At 60.3% G+C, this 20,805-nt stretch carries 18 protein-coding genes and 1 pseudogene; 13 read left to right on the top strand and 6 right to left on the bottom strand.

Annotation, left to right across the window (positions count from 1 at the left end; translation table 11 throughout):
• The first annotated feature begins 12 nt into the window (after nt 1–12).
• The 3 genes from fmdA (at nt 13) to JQ574_RS00595 (ending at nt 2,758) form a co-directional block, all read left to right on the top strand.
• Nucleotides 13–1,242: a formamidase gene (gene fmdA, locus JQ574_RS00605; RefSeq protein WP_212208354.1), complete on the top strand. Its 1,230-nt coding sequence runs from the start codon at nt 13–15 to the stop codon at nt 1,240–1,242.
• A 90-nt stretch (nt 1,243–1,332) separates the two neighbouring features.
• A complete protein-coding gene (locus JQ574_RS00600) occupies nt 1,333–1,674 on the top strand; it encodes a zinc ribbon domain-containing protein (protein WP_212208355.1) in 342 nt (113 codons plus the stop codon).
• 43 nt (nt 1,675–1,717) lie between these two features.
• Entirely contained in the window at nt 1,718–2,758 is a 1,041-nt protein-coding gene (locus JQ574_RS00595; protein WP_212208356.1) for an aliphatic amidase, read from the top strand.
• Between the two features lie 286 nt (nt 2,759–3,044).
• Here JQ574_RS00595 and JQ574_RS00590 read toward each other — a convergent pair whose 3' ends face one another.
• Nucleotides 3,045–3,269 (bottom strand): hypothetical protein, encoded by a 225-nt coding sequence (locus JQ574_RS00590; RefSeq protein WP_212208357.1) that lies wholly within the window; start codon nt 3,267–3,269, stop codon nt 3,045–3,047.
• A 151-nt stretch (nt 3,270–3,420) separates the two neighbouring features.
• Between JQ574_RS00590 and JQ574_RS00585 the strand changes: the two genes are divergently transcribed.
• The 3 genes from JQ574_RS00585 (at nt 3,421) to JQ574_RS00575 (ending at nt 6,344) form a co-directional block, all read left to right on the top strand.
• Nucleotides 3,421–3,588, top strand: a complete 168-nt coding sequence (locus JQ574_RS00585) for a hypothetical protein (RefSeq protein WP_212208358.1) — start codon at nt 3,421–3,423, stop codon at nt 3,586–3,588.
• 25 nt (nt 3,589–3,613) lie between these two features.
• A complete protein-coding gene (locus tag JQ574_RS00580) occupies nt 3,614–5,422 on the top strand; it encodes a cytochrome P450 (RefSeq protein ID WP_212208359.1) in 1,809 nt (602 codons plus the stop codon).
• Nucleotides 5,423–5,687: 265 nt separating this feature from the next.
• Entirely contained in the window at nt 5,688–6,344 is a 657-nt protein-coding gene (locus JQ574_RS00575) for a nucleoside hydrolase (RefSeq protein WP_212208360.1), read from the top strand.
• Between the two features lie 243 nt (nt 6,345–6,587).
• Here the strand turns inward: JQ574_RS00575 and JQ574_RS00570 are convergent, their stop codons facing one another.
• Entirely contained in the window at nt 6,588–10,589 is a 4,002-nt protein-coding gene (locus JQ574_RS00570) for a BTAD domain-containing putative transcriptional regulator (RefSeq protein WP_212295486.1), read from the bottom strand.
• A 541-nt stretch (nt 10,590–11,130) separates the two neighbouring features.
• Between JQ574_RS00570 and JQ574_RS00565 the strand changes: the two genes are divergently transcribed.
• Together JQ574_RS00565 and JQ574_RS00560 are read left to right on the top strand one after the other, a co-directional pair.
• Nucleotides 11,131–11,337: a hypothetical protein gene (locus tag JQ574_RS00565; protein ID WP_212208362.1), complete on the top strand. Its 207-nt coding sequence runs from the start codon at nt 11,131–11,133 to the stop codon at nt 11,335–11,337.
• Between the two features lie 353 nt (nt 11,338–11,690).
• Nucleotides 11,691–12,110 carry a DUF6647 family protein gene (locus tag JQ574_RS00560; protein ID WP_212208363.1) on the top strand — a complete coding sequence of 140 codons (420 nt, stop codon included), beginning with the start codon at nt 11,691–11,693 and terminating at the stop codon, nt 12,108–12,110.
• A 48-nt stretch (nt 12,111–12,158) separates the two neighbouring features.
• Here JQ574_RS00560 and JQ574_RS00555 read toward each other — a convergent pair whose 3' ends face one another.
• Nucleotides 12,159–12,872 (bottom strand): MOSC domain-containing protein, encoded by a 714-nt coding sequence (locus tag JQ574_RS00555; RefSeq protein WP_212208364.1) that lies wholly within the window; start codon nt 12,870–12,872, stop codon nt 12,159–12,161.
• 54 nt (nt 12,873–12,926) lie between these two features.
• Nucleotides 12,927–13,805, bottom strand: a complete 879-nt coding sequence (locus JQ574_RS00550) for a GNAT family N-acetyltransferase (RefSeq protein WP_212208365.1) — start codon at nt 13,803–13,805, stop codon at nt 12,927–12,929.
• Nucleotides 13,806–14,044: 239 nt separating this feature from the next.
• Here JQ574_RS00550 and JQ574_RS00545 point away from each other — a divergent pair, with 239 nt between their 5' ends.
• The 4 genes and pseudogenes from JQ574_RS00545 to JQ574_RS00530 all read left to right on the top strand — a co-directional run bounded on the left by JQ574_RS00545 (nt 14,045) and on the right by JQ574_RS00530 (nt 17,295).
• Nucleotides 14,045–14,224, top strand: a complete 180-nt coding sequence (locus tag JQ574_RS00545; protein WP_409363391.1) for a hypothetical protein — start codon at nt 14,045–14,047, stop codon at nt 14,222–14,224.
• 48 nt (nt 14,225–14,272) lie between these two features.
• Nucleotides 14,273–15,193, top strand: a complete 921-nt coding sequence (locus JQ574_RS00540) for a glyoxylate/hydroxypyruvate reductase A (protein ID WP_212208366.1) — start codon at nt 14,273–14,275, stop codon at nt 15,191–15,193.
• 15 nt (nt 15,194–15,208) lie between these two features.
• Nucleotides 15,209–15,565 carry a cupin domain-containing protein gene (locus tag JQ574_RS00535; protein WP_212383159.1) on the top strand — a complete coding sequence of 119 codons (357 nt, stop codon included), beginning with the start codon at nt 15,209–15,211 and terminating at the stop codon, nt 15,563–15,565.
• A 273-nt stretch (nt 15,566–15,838) separates the two neighbouring features.
• Nucleotides 15,839–17,295 (top strand): annotated as a pseudogene (locus JQ574_RS00530) (NAD-dependent succinate-semialdehyde dehydrogenase).
• Between the two features lie 241 nt (nt 17,296–17,536).
• Here JQ574_RS00530 and JQ574_RS00525 read toward each other — a convergent pair.
• On the bottom strand, nt 17,537–18,226 hold the full coding sequence (locus JQ574_RS00525) for a haloacid dehalogenase type II (protein WP_212208368.1): 690 nt from the start codon (nt 18,224–18,226) through the stop codon (nt 17,537–17,539).
• A 313-nt stretch (nt 18,227–18,539) separates the two neighbouring features.
• On the opposite strand from JQ574_RS00525, the gene JQ574_RS00520 reads away from it, so the two are divergent.
• A complete protein-coding gene (locus JQ574_RS00520; RefSeq protein WP_212208369.1) occupies nt 18,540–19,916 on the top strand; it encodes an aspartate aminotransferase family protein in 1,377 nt (458 codons plus the stop codon).
• A gap of 191 nt (nt 19,917–20,107) precedes the next feature.
• Here the strand turns inward: JQ574_RS00520 and JQ574_RS00515 are convergent, their stop codons facing one another.
• Nucleotides 20,108–20,584 (bottom strand): Lrp/AsnC family transcriptional regulator, encoded by a 477-nt coding sequence (locus tag JQ574_RS00515; protein WP_212208370.1) that lies wholly within the window; start codon nt 20,582–20,584, stop codon nt 20,108–20,110.
• Nucleotides 20,585–20,805 lie beyond the last annotated feature (221 nt).

Raw genomic sequence — 20,805 nt, 5'->3', positions numbered from 1 at the left:
GGGGAGCCTGCAATGCCAGATACACTGATCAAGGTCGATCTTTCGAAGTCGGCCTACGAAAACGACAAGATTCACAACCGCTGGCACCCCGAGATCCCGATCGTCGAATGGGTCAGCCCAGGCGACGACTTCATTATCGAGACCGTCGACTGGACCGGCGGCTTCATCAAGAACAATGATTCCGCCGACGACGTGCGCGACATCGATCTGTCGATCGTGCATTTCCTGTCCGGCCCGATCGGCGTCAAGGGCGCCGAGCCCGGCGATTTGCTGGTGGTCGATCTGCTCGACGTCGGGCCGCTGAAGGAAAGCCTGTGGGGTTTCAACGGCTTCTTCTCCAAGAAAAACGGCGGCGGCTTCCTGACTGATCACTTCCCGCTGGCGCAGAAATCGATCTGGGACATCAAGGGCCTCTATACGTCGTCGCGCCACATCCCCGGCGTCAACTTTGCCGGCCTCATTCATCCCGGCCTGATCGGCTGCCTGCCCGATCCGAAAATGCTGGCGACCTGGAATGCGCGTGAAGCCGAGTTGATCGCGACCAATCCGACCCGCGTACCGGGCCTCGCCAACCCGCCCTTCGCGCCGACCACGCATGCCGGTCAGGCCAAGGGCGATATCAAGGCCAAGATTGCCGCCGAGGGCGCCCGCACCGTGCCGCCGCGCGAGCATGGCGGCAATTGCGACATCAAGGATTTGTCGCGCGGCTCGAAGATCTACTTCCCGGTCTATGTGCCGGGCGGCGGTCTCTCGATGGGCGATCTGCATTTCAGCCAGGGCGACGGCGAGATCACCTTCTGCGGCGCGATCGAAATGGCCGGCTGGCTGCACATCAAGGTCGATGTGATCAAGGACGGCGTTGCCAAGTACGGCATCAAGAATCCCGTGTTCAAGCCGTCGCCGATCACGCCGAACTACAAGGACTACCTGATCTTCGAAGGCATCTCGGTCGACGAGCAAGGCAAGCAGCACTATCTCGACGTGCACATCGCCTATCGGCAGGCCTGCCTGAACGCGATCGAGTACCTGAAGAAGTTCGGCTACTCCGGCGCGCAGGCCTATTCGATCCTGGGTACAGCGCCGTGTCAGGGCCACATCTCCGGCGTCGTCGACGTGCCGAACGCCTGCGCCACCCTGTGGCTGCCGACGGAGATTTTCGACTTCGACATCATGCCGTCCTCAGTGGGCCCGATCAAACACATCAAGGGCGACATCCAGATGCCGCTGTCACAGGACAAGTAATCCCTGCGCGAGACGGATACGGGACGGCGGCGTATTCGCCGCCCCGTATCCGCCGTGCACCCTCGACGAGCCAGCGCTAAGGATTGTGCAATGCCGGTCTACGAATATCTCTGCAACGATTGCGGCCCGTTCACCGACATGCGGCCGATGGCCGAATGCGACGCGCCGCAGGACTGCCCGCAATGCGAAACCGAGTCGCCGCGCGTGATCCTCACAGCGCCGGCGTTCTTCTGCATGCCGTCGGACAAGCGCAAGGCCCACGCCACCAACGAACGCAGCGCCAACGCGCCCAAGACGCTCGACCAGTACAAGGCCTCGCACGGCCCCGGCTGCGGCTGCTGTTCGAGCAAGAAACCGGCGCGGCCGATGAAGCAGACCAGAAGCGGCGCCAAGAGTTTCCCGACCGCGCGGCCGTGGATGATCAGTCACTGATGCCTCCACGGCAGAGTTGAACAAGAACAGGAGAGGCGAACCCATGCTTCACGGTGACATTTCCTCGAGCAACGACACAGTCGGCGTAGCCGTCGTCAATTATAAAATGCCGCGCCTGCATACCAAGGCCGAGGTGCTCGACAACGCCCGCAAGATCGCCGACATGGTGGTGGGCATGAAGCTTGGCCTGCCGGGCATGGATCTCGTGATCTTTCCGGAATATTCCACCCACGGCATCATGTACGACTCCAAGGAGATGTACGAGACCGCCTCCGTCGTGCCGGGCGAGGAAACCGCGATCTTCGCCGAAGCCTGCCGCAAGGCGAAAGTGTGGGGCGTGTTCTCGCTGACCGGCGAGCGTCACGAGGAGCATCCGCACAAGGCGCCGTACAACACCCTGATCCTAATGAACGACAAGGGCGAGATCGTCCAGAAGTACCGCAAGATCATGCCCTGGGTGCCGATCGAAGGCTGGTATCCCGGCAATTGCACCTATGTGTCCGACGGTCCGAAAGGACTGAAAGTCAGCCTGATCATCTGCGACGACGGCAATTTCCCCGAGATCTGGCGCGACTGCGCCATGAAGGGCGCCGAGTTGATCGTGCGCTGCCAGGGCTACATGTATCCGGCCAAGGAGCAGCAGGTGTTGATTTCCAAGGCGATGGCCTGGGCGAACAACGTCTACGTCGCGGTCGCCAATGCCGCCGGTTTCGACGGCGTATATTCCTATTTCGGTCATTCCGCGATCATCGGCTTCGACGGCCGCACCTTGGGTGAGACCGGCGAAGAGGAATACGGCATCCAGTACGCGGCGCTGTCGAAGAACCTGATCCGCGACGCCCGCCGCAACAACCAGTCGCAGAACCACCTCTACAAGCTGGTCCATCGGGGCTACACCGGCATGATCAATTCCGGCGAAAGCGCGAAGGGCCTGGCGGCCTGTCCTTACGACTTCTACTCGAAGTGGATCGCCGATCCCGAAGGCACACGAGAAATGGTCGAGGCAATGACGCGCCCGACCGCGGGCACTTCCGAATGTCCGATCGAGGGGATTCCGAACGAGAAGACTGCAACGAATTACTAGGCCTTGCGCGTGCTCGGCATGCAAGATCACTAAGTATCAGCAACGATTCTAACGCTCGCGGCAAAAGCTTCCAATTGCTTTGACAGGTCCGAGCGGTGCGCAAAGCGAACGTTGGGTGAAGATGTTAGATCTGAGTGGCTCCCGCTGGCTGGACCTAGCTCAAACTTCCCCATGATGGACTGGAACGAGAGTTTAGCTTTTTCAATTGGTTAGAAGGTCGCGTGTGCACGATGTGTGCACCGGGAGATCAAAGAATATCTAGCAACAACCAGCGCGAGCAGGCCAACTATCGGTGCTTCAGCAATAAAGGTTCCCAGAAAAACCGTGAAGCTTCGGCTTGCGCTTCGTGCAGGCCGATGCCGATATCTCGGAGAAAATCGGGCTTGTCTCTGAGATCCGCGCGCAACTCTGCCCTGAAACAGACTCGCTGCCACCACGTGGCAGGCAGGCTGAAGATCGCACCGGGGCGCAGATGATCGTTGCCTGATTCGAACTGTAGATAGGCGCGCATGGTGGTACTCCGATTTTGCGACCGGGACGTCCCGGCACATCATTGCGTGACACCAATTGAAGCCTGTCGCCGTCGTCGCTGACGTTAGTCGGGTGTTACGGAAGCGTTACTTCTGCCCGAAGCCCCGTGAAAAGGCGGGGTAGGAGGCGCGATGAGCGTATCGATCGCGCCACAATCGATCTGCCGACGGCGCGGCCTTGCGCCGGCGGTGGTGGATCGATTTCTGGCGCCTTCAATCAGAAAGAATGCTCAGAAGGCGGGTTCTGCACTTTTCCCGGTTTTCCGGGCAAAAAGTAACGCCGCTGTCACGCCGGGCTAACGCCGGCAACGACAGGCTTCGAGTGATGTCGCCCGACGATGTGACGGATATCCCGTCTCAAAAATCGGACGACGATCATGCGCCCGCATCACACTGTCGCTGTCGTGACCATTCTTCCGGCCGGAATCGGCTTGAAGCGCTTCTTCGCTGCGGCGACCCGGCAATGAAGAACACGGTAGGCCTTCTGAAGTCATACGAATTCATCTATGGCTTCGCAGTTGCCATCGTGCTCGTTGCCTCCGGTTTAGCCATCGCGGCCGGCTTGTCCTTTCGCCAACCCTGGTTCTTCGCAGCGCTGGCGCCAATTGGGCTGCTGGCTCTTTGTGTGGCTCTCCGGTGGCGCGAGTTTCGGCGATACGCCCACATTCCCGGTCCGAAGCCTTCGTTCTTCCTGGGTAGTCTCAGATCTCTGCTGCTCCACGAACATGGCGCCCGCGATCGGGCTCTGGTGGAATTGCATCGGTTGTGCGGTCCGGTAGTGAGGGTCCACATGGCTTGGGGTAACACGCCGTTCGTCTCGCTTTCCGTCGCGCCGAAGGAGCTCGGGCAGAAGGATATGGATTCGAACCGGGTCGCCGACAACACCGTGCTTGCCCGAAGTCTGATGGGACTGAAGCGGGGGGAGAGGCACACGGCGCATCGCCAGCAGATGAACCCGCACTTTACGCCGAAGGCGGTACAGCAGGGGGCTTGCCGCCTGGAGGAGGTTTCGACGCTCTACCTTCGGACCTGGCGATCCGGCAACACGCGGCATGGCAGCCTTAAGGCGGACCTGCATCACTGGAGCGCCAATAGCCTGGGTTCTTTCCTCTGCGGCGAGGAGTGGGAGCAGCGGACCGACCTCTCGGCGTATTTGGCGGCGATCGGAGAGCTCGAGGAAGCGATCAGCTTCCGGGCGTTTCATCCTTTCTTCGTACGAGGGCTCTTCCCGGTCCGGGCAGGCCGGGCGAGAACCGCATATCGCTACCTCTTCGACCATCTTGAGGCTGCGTTGGAGCGGCGGCTGCAACGGCGTTTGAAGCCGGGAGAGGGCGAAGGGCCGCGTGAGGATGCGCTGGGAAGGCTCGTCAACCTGAAGCTCGCTCCGTCAGGCGGCAAGGCCAGCTGGAGCCACGAGGAGTGCGTCGAAGAGTTGATCTCGCTCGTCGCAGGCGGCACCGACGCCATGAGCTATACGATGGCCCAGGCGCTCTATCTGCTTTCCCGCAACCCGGATGTGCAGGACGAGGCCCGAGCCCGGGTGCTTCAGGCAGGAGACGCGGGCAAGCGTGCAGGGGATCCCTTCGTGCTGAACGTCCTCCACGAAACGATGCGCCTCTTTCCGCCTGTTCCGTTCAGTTCGAAGATCTCCGAGACCCGGTCAATGGAGGTGGAGGGCATCAGTATCCCGGCCAAGACGAACGTGATGTGGATGAAGACGGCTGTGGGCCTGAACGAGGCATTCTTCGCGGACGCGCGCCTGTTCAACCCGTGCCGTTTCGCCGCGGGACCAGGCGGCGAGCGGCCCGCAGAGTCCATCGCGAGTGCCATGCCGTTTGGCGCGGGAGCACGTCACTGCATCGGGCGCCACCAGGCGGAGTACCTGCTGACATACTTCCTGAGCGCGGTGCTTCGGGAGTTCGAACTGGTCCCGATGTCCGACGTCGCCGTGACCTTTTCGGCCACGGTCTCGGTAACGCCCTCCGCGGTGCCGGTGCGGCTCGTTCCACGGCAGGTCGCGAGCAGGCGCGAAGCAGGTATCGAGCACATGATTAGCCAATTCGCTGATGGCGCGTTGAGACTCAATCGCGATCCCGCCATCGGATGCCCGGCACGGCTCAGCGCCGCGCCTTGACTTAATTGCGCTACTGACACCCACGTACGGTGGAAGTTGGTGTCCAGGAGCTGCGCGCGTCGCGGCATATGACGCAGGCATCCGATCCAATCGGCAGGATCACGTCCTGTTCAACTCAGCCTCATGAGAGCACACCGATGGCCAATCCGCTCACGCTCTTGGGTTTGACTTCGCAGTTGACTTGGTTCCAAGTTTCGCTGACTTGGGCGCTACCATGCGCGCACCGCATGTAACCCCTGTTTCAGTCTTGCCTGGAAAGCCGCTTATGCTTATCAATGAGCCTGAAATCAATCTTTCCGCAGTATTGATCGATTGCGATCCGGGCTGGGACGACGCACTCGCGCTGGTCCTTTTGCTCGCTAAGATCGGCGGTCCCAATGTAATCGGCGTAACCACGGTATACGGCAATGGCACACTCAGTCAAAGCACAGAGAACGCGAGACGCCTGACCGCATATTGCGGCAAACCTTCGCTCAAGGTCTATTCCGGCTCCGATCAATCGATGTCACCATGGAGTGGAAAACTTCCTTCTCCCGCGCAACCGAGTTCAATCCTGCAGAATTTACCCGACATGGGGCCATTGAGTCCGGACAATGCCGTCGATTTCATCCTGTCAGCCGCGAACCAGTTTGGACCGTCTTTGACGATCCTTGCGACAGGCCCGCTGACGAACATCGCCAAAGCTGTTCAGCGGAGCCCGGACGATATGAGGAAGGTCGGCCATCTCTTAGTCGTTGGTGGAGCATTCAAGACCGGCGAGTTCAATTTTCGCAGCGACCCAAAAGCCGCCGGCTTAACGATCAATTCGTTTTTGAACACAATTCTTATTCCGTTGGAAACATGCGAGCAGGCGAAGAGTCCGCCAGGTTTCCTGGCCGGCCTGAGGGATAAGGGGCCCTTTGCAAGATTTTATTCCGATTAATCGAAGAGCAAGTAACAGCGAAAAATCCAGGCGCGACCGAGGGTCTTTATGATCAGCTTGGCGCACTGTGTGTGCTCGCCCCTCGCATATTCACCACAGAGCGACATCCGATTTGCATCGACCCTTCCAACGGCAGCGTCATCCTATTACCTGAGCACCAGATGGGCCCGACCGCACTCATGCGGAGTCCATCGACCTCGACATGGCATACCGAGTACTGTCGTGGAGATTGTCCAGTTGAGCCTACGCCAAATCGCCGAGCAGCACTTTGGCCTCTATGAGATCGCGCATATCGAAGCCTTCGGTAAACCAACTATAGACGGGGGCCAGCAGTTCACGCGCTTCGGCGCGGCGGCCTCGCTTATCCCATAGGCGTGCCAAGCTCGTGGCGGCGCGGAGTTCCCACATGCGCGCATGCTGGTTACGCGCGACCACTAACGCCCGCAACAGCGCCGACTCACCGTCTCCCGTCATCCCCAGCTCAAGGAGCACTTCACCGCGCCGGCGATGGAGCTCAGCCTCGAACAGTCGTTCCTGTGTCTTCTCTACCATCATGATTGCCTGGTCGAGCAAGTCGAGCGAGCCATCCAATGCTCCGACGCTTGCGTGAGCGGTAGCCAGATGCCCAAGACGCATCGCCGCGCCCAGCTTGACGTCAAATTCTCTCTCGGCTGTCTTGGCCGCTTGCATGACCTCAATCCCGTCTCGTGGATCGCCTCGGCGAGACATTAGGATGCCAGAATAGAACCGCGCCCAAGGTTCGTACGCCTTGTAGTGCTTGGCGCAGTGAGCGACGGCTTCGTCGACGTGGGCGGCCTCTGAACAGCTCGCCACTGCTGCCTCCAACTGCGCGGCGCTAACCAGGGCGATACTTACGGCCGCCGCATGTCCGCTTTCGCGAGCTATGGAGAGCCCATGGGCCGAGGCCTGGAGAGCCTGCTCCGGGTATCCCAGCGGCCAAAGCGTCAGTCCAAGGATCGACTGTGCGTTACCCGCACCAAACAAGGTAACATTCGTCGTGGGCTCACGACCGACTGCGTATTGATCGATCGCCTGCTCCAGGCAGCGTCGCGCTTCGGCGAACATCCCCATCCAACACAGCGTTACGCCCGTACTTAGATTTGCGCGACCCAGCATCTCGTCGCTTTGACAGTGCACGACCGCCGCAACAGACTGCCGGGCCAACTCGCGTGCGGCAACGTGGCGTCCCCTGTTGGATTCGACGCGCCAAAGGCCTGTCAAAGCGCTCATCCGCTCGTCCAGAGTGGCGCTCTCATCGAGCAGATCACGGGCGCGGGAGAACAGTCGTAACGTTTCCTCACAGGGCCCTTTAACCGAATAAGTGGCTCGCGCGAGCGCCAAGCAAACTCCTAGCTCTTTGCGATCACGCGCGGGACCGGCAGGCAATCTCGGAATCAGGTTCATCCCGTGCGTCAAGTGCTTGACCGCCTCGATCATGGCTGCGCCCCGTAGCGCGCGTTCACCAGCCTTTTGCCAATATCCGATGGCCGGCTCGACGAGGAGCGCTTCCGCGCAATGATGCGCCAGAATTTCCGGTTGCGACACGGCAGTTTCGGGGAGCCGGTCTTCCAGCGCCTTAACAATGCGCGCGTGCAACAACTGCCGCCGGTTCTTGACCAAGGTGGCGTAGGCGGCGTCCTGCACCAGTGCATGTTTGAACGAGTAAGTTGCTATCGGAGGCGAACCGCTGCGAAAGATGAGACCAGATGCCGTCAGCCGCTCGAGCGCCGCGTCGAGATCGATCGGGGTCATGGCTGACACCGCGGCGATCATCTCGTGGGAGAACTCCCTTCCGATAGCGGCGCCGATCTGCGCCACGTCCTTGACCGCGGCGAGGCGATCGAGGCGCGCCACCAGCGATGCCTGCAGCGTCGCTGGAATGGCGAGTTCCGGCAGCGGCCCGTCGAGCGCATAGCCCTCGTCGGTCTCGCGCAGGACGCCGCTCTCGATCAGCGCGCTGGTCAGTTCCTCGATGAACAGCGGCACGCCATCTGCGCGCGCGAGGACCTGATCGACGACCGCGTCGGGCAGCGCCTTGTCCCTGGCGACGCCGGCAATGATGCCGGCGCTGTCGCGACGGCCGAGGCGGTTCAAGGGCAGCATCGACACATGCGGTTCACCGACCCAGTTCGGCCGAAGCTCCGGCCGCCCCGTGACTACCAGCAGTACCGGCAGGCCGGCGGCACGGGCAACCATCCGTTCGAGCAAATCCTGTGATGTCGGATCAATCCAGTGGGCGTCCTCGACGAGGATCAGCACGGCGCCCTGCGCCGCGGCGCCGACGAGTTGATCGAGAATCGCGGTGAGGGTCATCTCCCGCTTCTGCTGCGGGCCGACCTCCGGGGCCGGATAGCGCTCGTCCGCTGGCACCCCCAACAGTTCGGCGATCAGCGCCACGTCGCGGCGCAGGTTTTTCGCCGTCGGCCTGAGCAGGGCCTCCAATTTGTCGAACTTCGCGCTGGGGTCGCTGCCTGGCTCAAATCCCGCAGCCTGCTCGAGCTGCGTAATCAACGGGTAGAGCGGGCTCTGCGTATGGTGTGGAGAACAGAAATAGCGAAGTCGAGCATGCGGCTCGCCCTCGAGCCTGACCAGCAGGGTTTCAGAAATCCGCGACTTGCCGATGCCGGGCTCTCCGGAGAGCAGCACGACCCGCCCTTCGCCGAGCTTGGCCTGATCCCAGCGGCGCAGCAGCAGCTCGATCTCCTCCTGCCGGCCGACCAGTGCGGACTGCGCACGGGAGCGACGCGCCTCGAAGCGGCTGACGCCGGCGGCTTCGCCGCGCACCTGCCACGCCTCGACCGGCTGCGGCAGGCCCTCCATGTCGATCGCCGCCAAGGCGTGGCAGTCGAACATCCGCCCGACCAGCCGCCACGTGCTGGCCGCAATAACGACCTCGCCCGGCGGTGCCGCGGCCTGCAGCCTCGCCGCCAGGTTCGGCGTCCCGCCGATCGCAACGCGCTTTGCGATATCGCCAGTCCCGAGCTGCTCGCCGACGACGACCAATCCGGTGGCGATGCCGATACGCGCCTGAAGGGGTACGCCGGAACCAGCCTTTAGCGTGCGGACGGTGTCCAGGATCGCAAGGCCGGCGCGCACGGCCTGCTCCGTGTCATGCTCATCGGCCGCAGGGTAGCCGAAATAGACCAGCGCGCCATCACCGAGATACTGGGCGACAAATCCATCGAAGCGCGACACCACATCGTCGATCGCCTCGTGGAAAGCCGTGACCAGTTCCCGCATGTGCTCGGGGTCGAGACGTGCCGAGAGAGCCATCGAATCGACGATGTTGCACGCCATGATCGTGAGCTGTCGTCGCTCGGAACTGCCCGAGCCAAACGCCGCCGCAGCCGATGGCGAATTGCTCAGCGGTATGGCGCTCTCGGCGCCGATCTCCTGCTCGGGGTTGTCCCTCATATCGGCAATAGGCAGCTCCGTCACCGCCGGCAGCGGGGGATTGGCGATCTCCCTGACGGCGGGCGATCCGCTTGCCGATTGCGTGCTGCGTAACCCGGCGACGAGCGACCTGGTCGCCGCATCGGGCTCGGTGTTCAGCTCGCGCCTGAGCAGTGCAACGAGGTCCTGGTAATGCTTGAGCGCCTCGGCCTTGCGTCCCGTGGCGGCCAGCGCCCGAACGATCAGCCGATGGGCGTCTTCGCGCATGTCGTTGAGTACGATGGCGCGCTGGCCGGCCTTCAGAGCCTGTTCGGCGCGGCCGGCGGCCAGCTCCTGTTCGCCAAGCCCCACCATGGCGCCAAGGGCGAGTTCAAGCAATCTCTCACGCTCAGCAGTCAGCCATTCGTTCCAGCGCTCTTCGCCTACGGTAACGTCGTCGATCAACCGGCCCCGGTAGAGATCGGCGGCCGCGCTCAACGCGTCACGGCTGCCGTCACGGACCAGGGCCTCGAACCAGCCGACGTCGCATCGAACGGCCGCCGGATTCAGCGATACGACCTCGCCGTCGCTTTCGAGAGCATCCTCGCCGAGCACCTTGCGCAGCCGGAACAGGGCCTGGCGCAGGTTCTGCTTGGCCTGGGCGTCGAAATGGGAGCCCCACAGCAGCGCCGACAGCTTCTCACGCGACTGCGGACGCGGCGCGTTGCAGGCCAGATAGGCCAACAAGCCGGCAAGCTTCTTGCTCGGCAGATCGACAACGCCCAACGGTCCGGTCAGCTCGAAGCCGCCCAGCAATGAAAGATGAAATATCGGAGACGAAGCGCCGTCCATTGGCGCACGCGAAATTCGCACAGTGATGCCCTTCCAGGGCAGATATTACACGTTTCACGGTCTGCCGAGCAAATTTAACGCCACGGTCACGCCAGGCTAACGCCGATGACGACGGCGGCAGGCTTCAAGTGCTGTCACGCCAGCGGGTGCCGAACATTGCGACCGAAAATCGCCCGTAAGATGCATACGAGTACGACACAACCGTGCAGCACGAAGCCACAATGCCAGGAGCAAGCGATGCCACTTCAACGGCGCAATTTCATTGGAGCCGCCGACAATCCGACGGAATTTCCTTTCGCTACCAATTGCGGTCTCGCAGCCAGGTTCAGATCGATTTTTGCGGCCTTCCTGAACGCTCTTCATTATTCGAGGCGCCTTAGGGCGGCGCACGTCATCCATCGACACCGGCACCTGATCGCGACCGTCGAGCAAGCAACGCCTGCGTGACGCCTGGCTAGCGCCGGCCACGACGGCGACAGACCTCAATTGGTTTCACGTGACGTCGTGCCGGGACATTCCGGTCGCACAAATCGGAGAACTTATGCGCAATTCCGCTATCCCTATCGTGACGGGCATCGTGGTTGGATTCGGCTTGAAGCTGGTTTTCTTCTCCACTCCAACTGTTGCGGCGGACATCGACTCCACCAAACGCGTGAGCATCGACGTCTCTGAGATGCACCGTCAGATCAAAAATCTTCCGGTGGAGAATTTCCACGACATGACATTCGGCTTTTCCAATGGTGGTTGATCGGACGATCTCACCTCCGGAGATGTCAACTCCCTGTCCGCCACCCTCGGCGGATGCATCGGAACGCGTTGATCCAGGCGATCAGTGCCGGAGGAGCTCGAACGATGGGAGGACGCTGGCTGATAGCCTTGATCCTGATCGGATTTGGTATTGCTCATGTCATCGGCGCCACCGTCCTCGACGCGTCGCGACCCTCTGCGACAGACACGCAAGGACACCAGGAGTGAAGCATGCAAGGCGAGCCGAACAGTCGTGCTCGGTCGAGATTTGGCGAGACGCTCAACGCCGCCGCCGCAACGAGGATCTTCGTACGTGGCTCCACCGAAATGCAGTTTCCAAAATGAGGACGCGCTTTGAATAGTCTGATCGCCACCTACATTGCATGGATTATTGCCCAGACTGGTTTGTCGGCTCCCGATCATCCGCCGATCCATCTCGTAACCCCAACGGAAATGGCGATGCGATATGGCGCGCCGGATAATAGCGGGCTGGAGTTGCAGGCGCTCTATAATCGCACCGAAGGTGTAATTTACCTGCCGCAGGCATGGCGCCCTGATGATCTACGGCAGAAGAGCGCCCTGCTGCACGAACTGGTGCATCACGTGCAGAGGTCCAACAACATGGACCTGCCTTGTATTGCCGCTTACGAACGCCAGGCCTATGACCTGCAAATCAAATGGCTGCGCGAACAAGGAGTGGAAGATCCCTACGCCCTGATCGGGATAAACGGGCTTGGCATCTACATGCTAAGTGTCTGTCGTGATGGATCATAAGGGTGGATATCGGAGAACGCATTGCGCTACTACTAGCTAGACTGGAGTTTACGCAACGGTGACCACCGCGCCGGCTGTCACGTGACCGGGAAACACGACGTCGCAATAAATCCCGAAATCACGACCGTGATGCTTGACCACTCTGCGCAGGATTTCGACGTCCAGCGGCAAGCGATCCTGCTCGATCGTGATGAAGCCGCAGCGTCCGCAGGGCTTCTTGCCCCGCAACACGACCTCTCCGATTCTGATCTCCCGGCCGATCCAGTCTTTTTCAGGCATCGCCTCGTCCTCATCTTGCCAGTCGACAAGAATGTTCGGACGGAAGCGGCGCGTGTCGATGACGCTGTCGGGCAATTCTCGGCCAAGGCTGCGCAGTGCAGCCGTGGTCAAGAGATGGATCGGCGCGTGCTCGTAGCGAGGACGGAAACCGCCCGATCCGATGGGGTCGAACGGCTTCAGCATCGGCTTGAAGCCGAAGGTCGTCGACAAGGCGTCCCGCATCGAGGCGTCTTCTGGGTCAGCCCAACTCCTGCCATCGACCGAAACGGCGACGCCACCATCAGCGATCTTGGCATGCGCGCGCGGCACGCTGATGAAGTGCTTTTCCCGTCCAGGGGAGGCGATGCGGCCGGTTGCTGCATCGAGCACTCCCCAGATCCGGTCGCCGGCGATCCCGCCTGCCTCGACGCTCGCAACGGCGAGCTGTTCGCCTGCCATGGAGCTCACCGGATAGCGCCAGAGTTCCGCGACTTTACCCTTCATGGGAGCTTGAGCCTCACACCTGGTAGACGACCTGGGCCTGGGCAGACGTCAGCTTCAGCTCAACGCGTGACCGGCCAATCCGTAAACCCACGGCTCGTTTTCCTTTCGGTTCAGGAATCGCCGTCCCTTGGACATAGTTATGACCGTCTCGCTTATCCCGAGGCGGCTCTGCTGAAGATAGTCAGCAAATAGACCCGTCTGCTCGCGCGTATCGACGCGGGCGAACCGTCCCGTGAGTTCCTTGAGATGCACGGCCGTGAGATGGATCGCGTCACAGTCATTGCTGGCGACGATGGGGCCGATCACGTGACCGCGCCCGAACTCGCGCTTCATGGAGTAGCCGACGATCTCGTCGCCGCGGCTCAGAACGCAGATTGACGCACCTTCCGAAAGCAATGCAAGCAGCTTCTGGCGGTTTGTTCCGAACGCACGCTCATCGAGCGCTGCGATCTCCTGAAGATTTTCGGCTGACAGCGACCTCAGTTCACCGTCCAGAACTGGCACCGCAGGGAGGGATGATACGACCTCTCCTTGCCACTGATACACGACCGCTTCCTTGCTGAAGCCCAGCGAAAGATAAAGATGATAGGCGGCATCGGTCGAGTTCAGGCTCAAATTTCGATCGCCGCACCGTTCGAACACCTGTTCCATGAGCCATCGGCCACTACCTTGTGCTTGGGTGCGCGGCGATGTGATTACCAGGCCGATGGTGGCGAATTCGGGTCCGTGCGGGAACCACATCGCGCTTCCGAAAACGCGCCCGATGCCGTCAACAGCGACGATGCCCTGACCGGCGCGGCGCAGGAAATTCCAGTCCTTGGGCCGATGCGGCCAGCCAACCGCAATCGAGAGAGCGTGGAGCAGCTTCACATCAACTTCGCGAATGTCCCGCGCGACTAGTTCGAAGGACTTCAGGCGTACCGATCGTCCCATTCATCCGTCCCTTCGCGGAATGCCAAAGTCTATGGCTTGTCGGGCCTTCTAATCCTGCTGCCGGATTATGGCAGCAGACGTGTTTGCCGCAGCATTGCACGGAAAGGCAGCAGGTTTCACCTGTTTTGGGCAAGTCTTCGAAATCTTCGGCCTATAGCGCAACGCAATTCGGCAGGGAAAGCTCCTGCTTGCGGTTACGCTGTCGATATCCAGCGAACTGCGTTGGCAGAGTGGGGCCCATGAACGTTGAAGAAATCCGCGCGAGGCTCGCCGCGTTCCCTGTTTTGGGGCTCAATGCCGCGGCTGGACTTCATCAGCAGGCCGGCACCGACACCATCATTTGCGATCCCGGCGATGTCATGTCCATCGCTTCTGTGAGTACATCGAGACCGGCGAACTCGCTGCGTGCCAACAAATGATCGAGCATCTCGGCGCGCGCCTCGCCGTGTGACACGAAGGGTTCGTCGATGGGGTTTCTTTTCAATTCGGATGCCGCAAGAGGGGCAGTTTTCCGCCAGATCTTTGCGCGCGAGCTCCCCGATCTGGAATTCTACCACTGTAGTGAAAATATCGACCCCGACAAGGTGAGATACCTCCTGACCTGGAACGTGCCGGGCGATGTCTCGCGCTATCGCAGTCTGGAGGTGCTCTTTTCCATCGGTGCAGGGGTTGATCAGTTCAAGCCGGAGATCATACCCGACCATGTGAAAGTGGTTCGCATGGTCGAGGATGGCATCATACGCATGATGCAAGAATACGTCGTCCTTGGCGTGCTGGCGCTCCATCGCGAGATGCTCGCATATCGGGAGCAGCAGAGCAGGGGCGTATGGCAAGCCCTTACCAGTTCGCAGGCGACCGAACGTCGTGTGGGTTTCCTGGGCCTCGGGATGCTGGCGCAAGCAGCAATCCATCGTCTCAAACCCTTTGGATTTCCTCTTGCCGCATGGAGCCGCAGAAAGGTGGTCGAGGGGGTCACCTGCTTTCACGGCGAAGATCAGCTTGCCGGCTTTCTGATGGAGACGGATATTCTGGTCTGTCTCCTGCCGCTGACGGAGCAAACCCGTGGCATTCTGAACGCAAGGCTCTTCTCGTTCTTGCCGATGGGAGCGCGACTGCTGCATGTTGGCCGCGGCCCGCAGCTTGACCAGACCGCACTCATTGAGGCGCTCGACGGCGGCCGCCTTGCAGGAGCCATGCTCGATGTCACCGACCCCGAGCCGCTGCCGGAAGGCCATGCGCTCTGGTCACACCCGAAGGTGATGATAACGCCGCATATCGCCTCCGTTACGCAGCCGCATACGGCCGCACTATCCGTCATAGAAAACATCCGGCGCCACCGCGCGGGGAAGAATCCGATCGGCCTTGTCGATCGAACGCGCGGCTACTAACCAGGAAACAATGTCATGTCACTTCTGATTACAATCGACACCAATCCGGACTTCGCACCAAAGAACGCCTTGCCTGATCCGGAGCGACTCATTTCGGGCAATCCATCCTTCAAGACCTGGGCGCAGGACGCTTCGAAAGGCGAGAAGGTGCTAACCGGGGTCTGGGAAGCAACGCCCGGCGAGACCCATTCCATCAGGGGCACAACCTACGAGTTTTGCCACATCATCTCGGGTCTCATCGAGATTGAGGAAAAGGATGGTGAGACGAAGACTTACCGCGCCGGCGACAGCTTTGTGATGAAACCGGGGTTTGTCGGTGTCTGGCGCACGATCGAGACCGTGCGAAAGATCTACGTCTGCGCTTATGACTGAGCACAATGCCCAGAGCGGTCCAAATAAATGGCCCGCCAGAACAATCGACTTTCCAAGCAGAGCCTGACCCGATCCACCGCCGTCAGGCAGTTCATTCTCGATGGAAAATGCGGCGGTCGATCCTGTGCTGCTCGGACAAGACGATTCTATTTCACTAATCGCAAATCCAACAGTGCTCGTCGAACTCACGTCGAGCAGACTCGCTCGTGGGCAAGGACAAGAAGCGACTACGCATCGCAGTAACGGCGGGATTGGCCCCGAAGGGAAAAGAAGATGATCGCATTGAAGGACAAGGATCTGTTTCGCCAGCAGGCGTTGATCGGCGGCAACTGGCGGGATGCGAACGCGAAATCGACCGTCGATGTCATCGATCCTGCCAGGCAGCAGGTTCTCGGCACCATTCCCGATATGGGCCGCGACGAGACCTGGGCTGCAATTGACGCTGCGGCCGATGCTTTCAAGCACTGGAAGAAAAAGCCTCATGCTGAGCGTGCAGCGCTCTTGGAGCGATGGCATGAGCTCATGCGGCAACATGAGCAAGATCTGGCGCTTTTGCTGACGCTGGAACAGGGCAAGCCGCTCGCCGAATCGTCGGAGAGATCCGCTATGGGGCATCCTTCGTAAAATGGTTTGCGGAAGAGGCACGCAGGATCAATGGATCGACTATCCCTTCACCCACTGCCGACCGCCGCATTCTGGTGCTGAAAGAGGCGGTAGGTGTCTGCGGGATTATCACCCCCTGGAATTTCCCTAACGCCATGATTACGCGCAAGGTGGCCCCAGCGCTGGCTGCGGGCTGCACCGTGGTCATCAAGCCATCTGAACTCACGCCTTTTTCGGCGCTCGCGATCGGCGTTCTGGCGGAGCGGGCAGGGATTCCGGCGGGCGTCATCAATATCGTGACGGGCATGCCCGCGGAAATCGGCAATGAGCTGATGGCCAACGAAGCCGTGCGCAAGATCTCGTTTACCGGATCGACTCGCGTAGGCGCGTTGCTGATGAAAGGCGCCGCCGACAACATCAAGAAGCTCAGTCTTGAACTCGGCGGTAATGCGCCCTTCATCGTCTTTGACGACGCCGACGTCGACCTGGCGGTGGAGGGCGCGATTGCGTCGAAGTTCCGCAATGGTGGACAGACTTGCGTCTGCTGCAATCGCATCCTCGTACAATCAGGTGTTTACGACGCTTTTGCAGAAAAACTCGCCAGCCGGGTAGCGAATATGAAGGTCGGCGCCGGCACGGAAGAAGGGGTCGCAATCGGGCCGATGATCAATGGCGCGGCGATAGAGAAGATCAAGCGACACGTCTCAGACGCCTTGGATAAAGGCGCGAGGATCATCTCGCAGAGTGAAGGTATGCCGGAAGGTCGGCAATATGCCCGTCCCGTCGTGCTCGGTGACGCAACGACCGAGATGCTCTTGGCTTCAGAAGAGACCTTCGGACCGGTCGCTCCGCTTTTCCGCTTCAAGACCGAGGACGAAGCGATTGCGATCGCAAACGGCACGCCATTCGGCCTTGCTGCCTATTTCTACACGGAGAACCTCAAGCGCTCATGGCGTGTTGCCGACGCGCTGGAGTTCGGAATGGTGGGCTTGAACACCGGCCTGATCTCAACCGAGGTTGCGCCTTTCGGCGGCGTAAAGCAGTCGGGACTAGGTCGCGAGGGATCCCAACTCGGGATAGAAGAATATATCGAGATCAAAACACTTCATGTCGGCGGGTTGGAATGAGGGGCCGCTTCCCAGTTCCGGGAAAGGAATCGAAGGGGTTTTCGATTTCGAGGCGGGGCGGGTCCGCGCGATAAATAGGATGATGCCTCAACCGCGAAGTAACGCAATGTCGATCGGATGACTAACCGAAACACGGAGAAGGGGGCGGCTGGAACCGCCCCCTTTATTCATCACGCATCGGTCTCTATTGAAGTTTTCGAAGGTCTGAAGTGCCGCGAAAGGGCCCGAGAAGGATACGCGTTCACGCGCTCTTTCGAAGCGGCTCCAAACCGACTGCCGCGGCGAGCCCGCCGATGTCATCGACCTCGGTGTACTGATAGAAGGGGTTCGCGGGTTCATGACCGCGGTTCACCCATACCTTGCTCTTTATGCCCATGTCATAGGCCGTCATCAGGTCGTAGCGGAAGGAGGATGAGACGTGAGTTATGTCTTCCGGACCGCAGCCCAGCTTGTCCAGCATGTACTCAAAGCCCTTCATGTGCGGTTTGTAGGCGCCAGTCTCCTCGGCCGTGATCACCATGTGGAAGGGGGCGCCGAGCTTCTCCACGTTCGACATGATGAGGTTCTTCATGGAGTTCGACAGGATGACCAGCGGGATCTCTTTCGCAACCCGGGCGAGGCCTGCCGGAACGTCGGGATGTGGACCCCATGTGGGAACCTCGTCATTGATGCGCTGGGCATGCTCCGGCCGAAATGCCACCCCATTGCGTTTGCAGGCGCGCTCCAGCGAATTGTACACGACCTCGGAGTAGGGCTTCCATGCGCCAAGAACCTCGTCCAGGCGATAGGCTGAGAAATCCTTGATGAAACTTGCCATCGCCGTGGGGGAAAGCTGGGAGCCGTAGACTCTCCTTGCCGCGCCGGCCATGTCGAAATTCGTCAGCGTGCCGTAGCAATCGAAAGTGATGTATTTCGGTCGGAACTTCGTCATGGCGTGGAATCCTCCAATCCTCTCGGCACTGCGCCGGTACGACAGCATCATAACGAGCATCTCGTAAGATAAAGCGCCGCTTTCGCTGGAGCCGGAAGCAGATTGTGTCGTATCGGATCAAAGCTTTGGCAGAGAGTTGCGCCGGGCAACCTTTCGAATTGAGCAGCACCGCGACGCGGCGGACCTGCTCCGGCATAAGATGCGGCATCGATCACCAACGAAAGTGACAACTCCTTTGGTCCGGACGCTGCTTGGGAGCAACTGCCGTCCTCGATATCGTACTTTGCTCTTCGGGTTGATTTGGAGAATGAAAATGTTGAGCAATTCGCTGATCGAGTTGGACCGCGCGCATCTGATTCACCCGGTCTCATCGTATCGCAGCCATGAGGCGTTGGGCGTGCGGGTGATAAAATCAGCGAAGGGCGCGACCCTGACCGATGCCTCGGGACATCAGTTGCTCGACGGGTTTGCTGGCCTGTGGTGTGTCAATGCCGGGTACGGACAAGACAGCATCGTTGAAGCAGCAACGAGGCAACTCCGCGAACTGCCCTATGCGACAGGCTATTTCGGGTTGGGCTCCGAGCCGGCCATTCGTCTCGCCGCCAGACTGGCTGAACTGGCGCCCGGCGATCTGAACCATGTCTATTTCACACTCGGTGGTTCCGATGCGGTCGACAGCACGATCCGCTTCATTCGGTACTACTATCACGCCAAGGGCATCCCGCAGAAGGACCAGTTCATCTCTGTGGAGCAAGGCTATCATGGATCCTCGACGGCGGGGGCCGGTTTGACAGCATTGCCCGCCTTTCATGCGGGCTTTGGGGTGCCTTACAGCTGGCAACACAAAATTCCGTCGCACTATGCCTATCGCAATCCTGTCGGCTCCCATCCCCAGGCGATCATTGATGCGTCGGCCGCGGCCCTGCGAGCGAAGATCGCCGAACTGGGCGCAGGTCGGGTTGCGGCTTTCTATGTCGAGCCAATTCAGGGGTCAGGGGGCGTTCTCGTGCCACCACCGTCCTGGCTGAAAGCCATGCACGCGGTTTGCAAGGAGAACGATATTCTGTTCGTTGCCGATGAGGTCATCACTGGCTTTGGTCGTGTCGGGCCTCTTTTCGCCTGCGAAGAAGACGATGTCGTGCCGGATTTCATGACCACCGCAAAGGGACTGACGTCGGGCTATGTGCCGATGGGAGCCGTGTTCATGTCGGACCGCGTTTACAATACGATCGCGGACGGGGCCGGCAAGGCGGCCGTCGGCCATGGCTACACCTATTCTGCACATCCCGTCAGTGCGGCGGTTGGGCTCGCGTGCCTTGACCTTTACAAAAATGGCTTGCTGGAGAACGGACGCAAGGCCGGGCACCGCCTGATGGAGGGGCTTCGCTCCCTTGGCGATCATCCGCTTGTCGGCGATGTCCGTGGTCGCGGCATGCTGGCCGCCATCGAACTTGTCACGGACAAGGAGCGCAAGACGCCCCTTCCACCGGAGGCCGACGCGGCGCGCCGCATCTTCGACCGCGCATGGGATAACGGCCTCGTCATCCGCGCCTTTGCCCAGGGCGTGCTGGGCTATGCGCCGCCGCTTTGCTGCACGCATGAGGAGATTGACGGCATCATCGAACGAACTCGGATGACGCTTGACCAAACGCTCGAAGACAGGGACGTCCGCGCGGCGATGAAAGGATAATCATCTGCACCCGTCATTGATGCGCCCCTTGGTTCAGAGCAACTTGGCGCAGGTGCAGCGAAATATCGCATCGACCGACCATTCCCGCGACGTGCGACGTCACCCCGATCGGCGGCGAGTAGCAAGTCTTGGGCAGCATCGTCGGTGCGGCAATCTGCTGAAGTCATTGCCACGGGCCGGGGATCTGTTCGTTAGCTGTTGAATATGCTTTCGAGAGGCAGATGGGATTTCACGATAGGCGACTTCAGTACGACAAAACTGAAGTACTTATCGATGCCAATATCCAGTTCGACGAGACGTTCCATAACCGCCTGGTATTCACTTATTCCAGCTGTGATAAACTTCACGAGGTAGTCATATCCGCCCGAAACCAGATGGCATTCGACGACCGAATCCAACTTTTCGATGGTTGTGAGAAAGCGAGCGAAATCGATCTGGCGGTGGTTTTTGAGCGTGATCTCGGCGAAGACGGTCAGAGTTTGTCCAAGCTTTGAAACATCGATCTGAGCGGAGTAACCGGTGATGAAGCCCTCCGTCTGGAGCCTTTTGACGCGCATCAGGCACGGGCTCGGAGAAAGGTGAATCAGCTCCGCGAGTTCGACGTTGGAAATCCGTCCATTTTTCTGCAGTTCGCATAAAATCCGTATGTCGATCTTGTCGAGCTTCATAGGACGGCCCCACCAGCCTTTCGAGCCGCGGCTCGCCGAAGCCCTCTGGCGTCCATGTTGGCGGTCGATCTACCCCCGAGGCTGCCCGCGCCCGCCAGGGCGGACGGTATTCCGGCGGAGTAATTGGGGCGACGATGGCAATCGTTACTCTGAGGCGTCGGCAACATGCGCGCTTTCATAGCATCAACTCCCGTGCCACCTCGGCAGGCCACCGTGTGTTC

This window comes from Bradyrhizobium sp. AUGA SZCCT0158 (assembly GCF_018130065.1).
Taxonomy (GTDB): domain Bacteria; phylum Pseudomonadota; class Alphaproteobacteria; order Rhizobiales; family Xanthobacteraceae; genus Bradyrhizobium.
Note: the sequence above shows the minus strand (reverse complement) of the source record. Positions and strands in the feature narration are given on the sequence as shown.

Coding starts and splice junctions, on each gene's coding strand:
- fmdA (WP_212208354.1), top strand. CDS start 13: ATGCCAGATACACTGATCAAGGTCGATCTTTCGAAGTCGGCCTACGAA.
- JQ574_RS00600 (WP_212208355.1), top strand. CDS start 1,333: ATGCCGGTCTACGAATATCTCTGCAACGATTGCGGCCCGTTCACCGAC.
- JQ574_RS00595 (WP_212208356.1), top strand. CDS start 1,718: ATGCTTCACGGTGACATTTCCTCGAGCAACGACACAGTCGGCGTAGCC.
- JQ574_RS00590 (WP_212208357.1), bottom strand. CDS start 3,269: ATGCGCGCCTATCTACAGTTCGAATCAGGCAACGATCATCTGCGCCCC.
- JQ574_RS00585 (WP_212208358.1), top strand. CDS start 3,421: ATGAGCGTATCGATCGCGCCACAATCGATCTGCCGACGGCGCGGCCTT.
- JQ574_RS00580 (WP_212208359.1), top strand. CDS start 3,614: ATGTCGCCCGACGATGTGACGGATATCCCGTCTCAAAAATCGGACGAC.
- JQ574_RS00575 (WP_212208360.1), top strand. CDS start 5,688: ATGCTTATCAATGAGCCTGAAATCAATCTTTCCGCAGTATTGATCGAT.
- JQ574_RS00570 (WP_212295486.1), bottom strand. CDS start 10,589: ATGGACGGCGCTTCGTCTCCGATATTTCATCTTTCATTGCTGGGCGGC.
- JQ574_RS00565 (WP_212208362.1), top strand. CDS start 11,131: ATGCGCAATTCCGCTATCCCTATCGTGACGGGCATCGTGGTTGGATTC.
- JQ574_RS00555 (WP_212208364.1), bottom strand. CDS start 12,872: ATGAAGGGTAAAGTCGCGGAACTCTGGCGCTATCCGGTGAGCTCCATG.
- JQ574_RS00550 (WP_212208365.1), bottom strand. CDS start 13,805: ATGGGACGATCGGTACGCCTGAAGTCCTTCGAACTAGTCGCGCGGGAC.
- JQ574_RS00545 (WP_409363391.1), top strand. CDS start 14,045: ATGAACGTTGAAGAAATCCGCGCGAGGCTCGCCGCGTTCCCTGTTTTG.
- JQ574_RS00540 (WP_212208366.1), top strand. CDS start 14,273: ATGGGGTTTCTTTTCAATTCGGATGCCGCAAGAGGGGCAGTTTTCCGC.
- JQ574_RS00535 (WP_212383159.1), top strand. CDS start 15,209: ATGTCACTTCTGATTACAATCGACACCAATCCGGACTTCGCACCAAAG.
- JQ574_RS00525 (WP_212208368.1), bottom strand. CDS start 18,226: ATGACGAAGTTCCGACCGAAATACATCACTTTCGATTGCTACGGCACG.
- JQ574_RS00520 (WP_212208369.1), top strand. CDS start 18,540: ATGTTGAGCAATTCGCTGATCGAGTTGGACCGCGCGCATCTGATTCAC.
- JQ574_RS00515 (WP_212208370.1), bottom strand. CDS start 20,584: ATGAAGCTCGACAAGATCGACATACGGATTTTATGCGAACTGCAGAAA.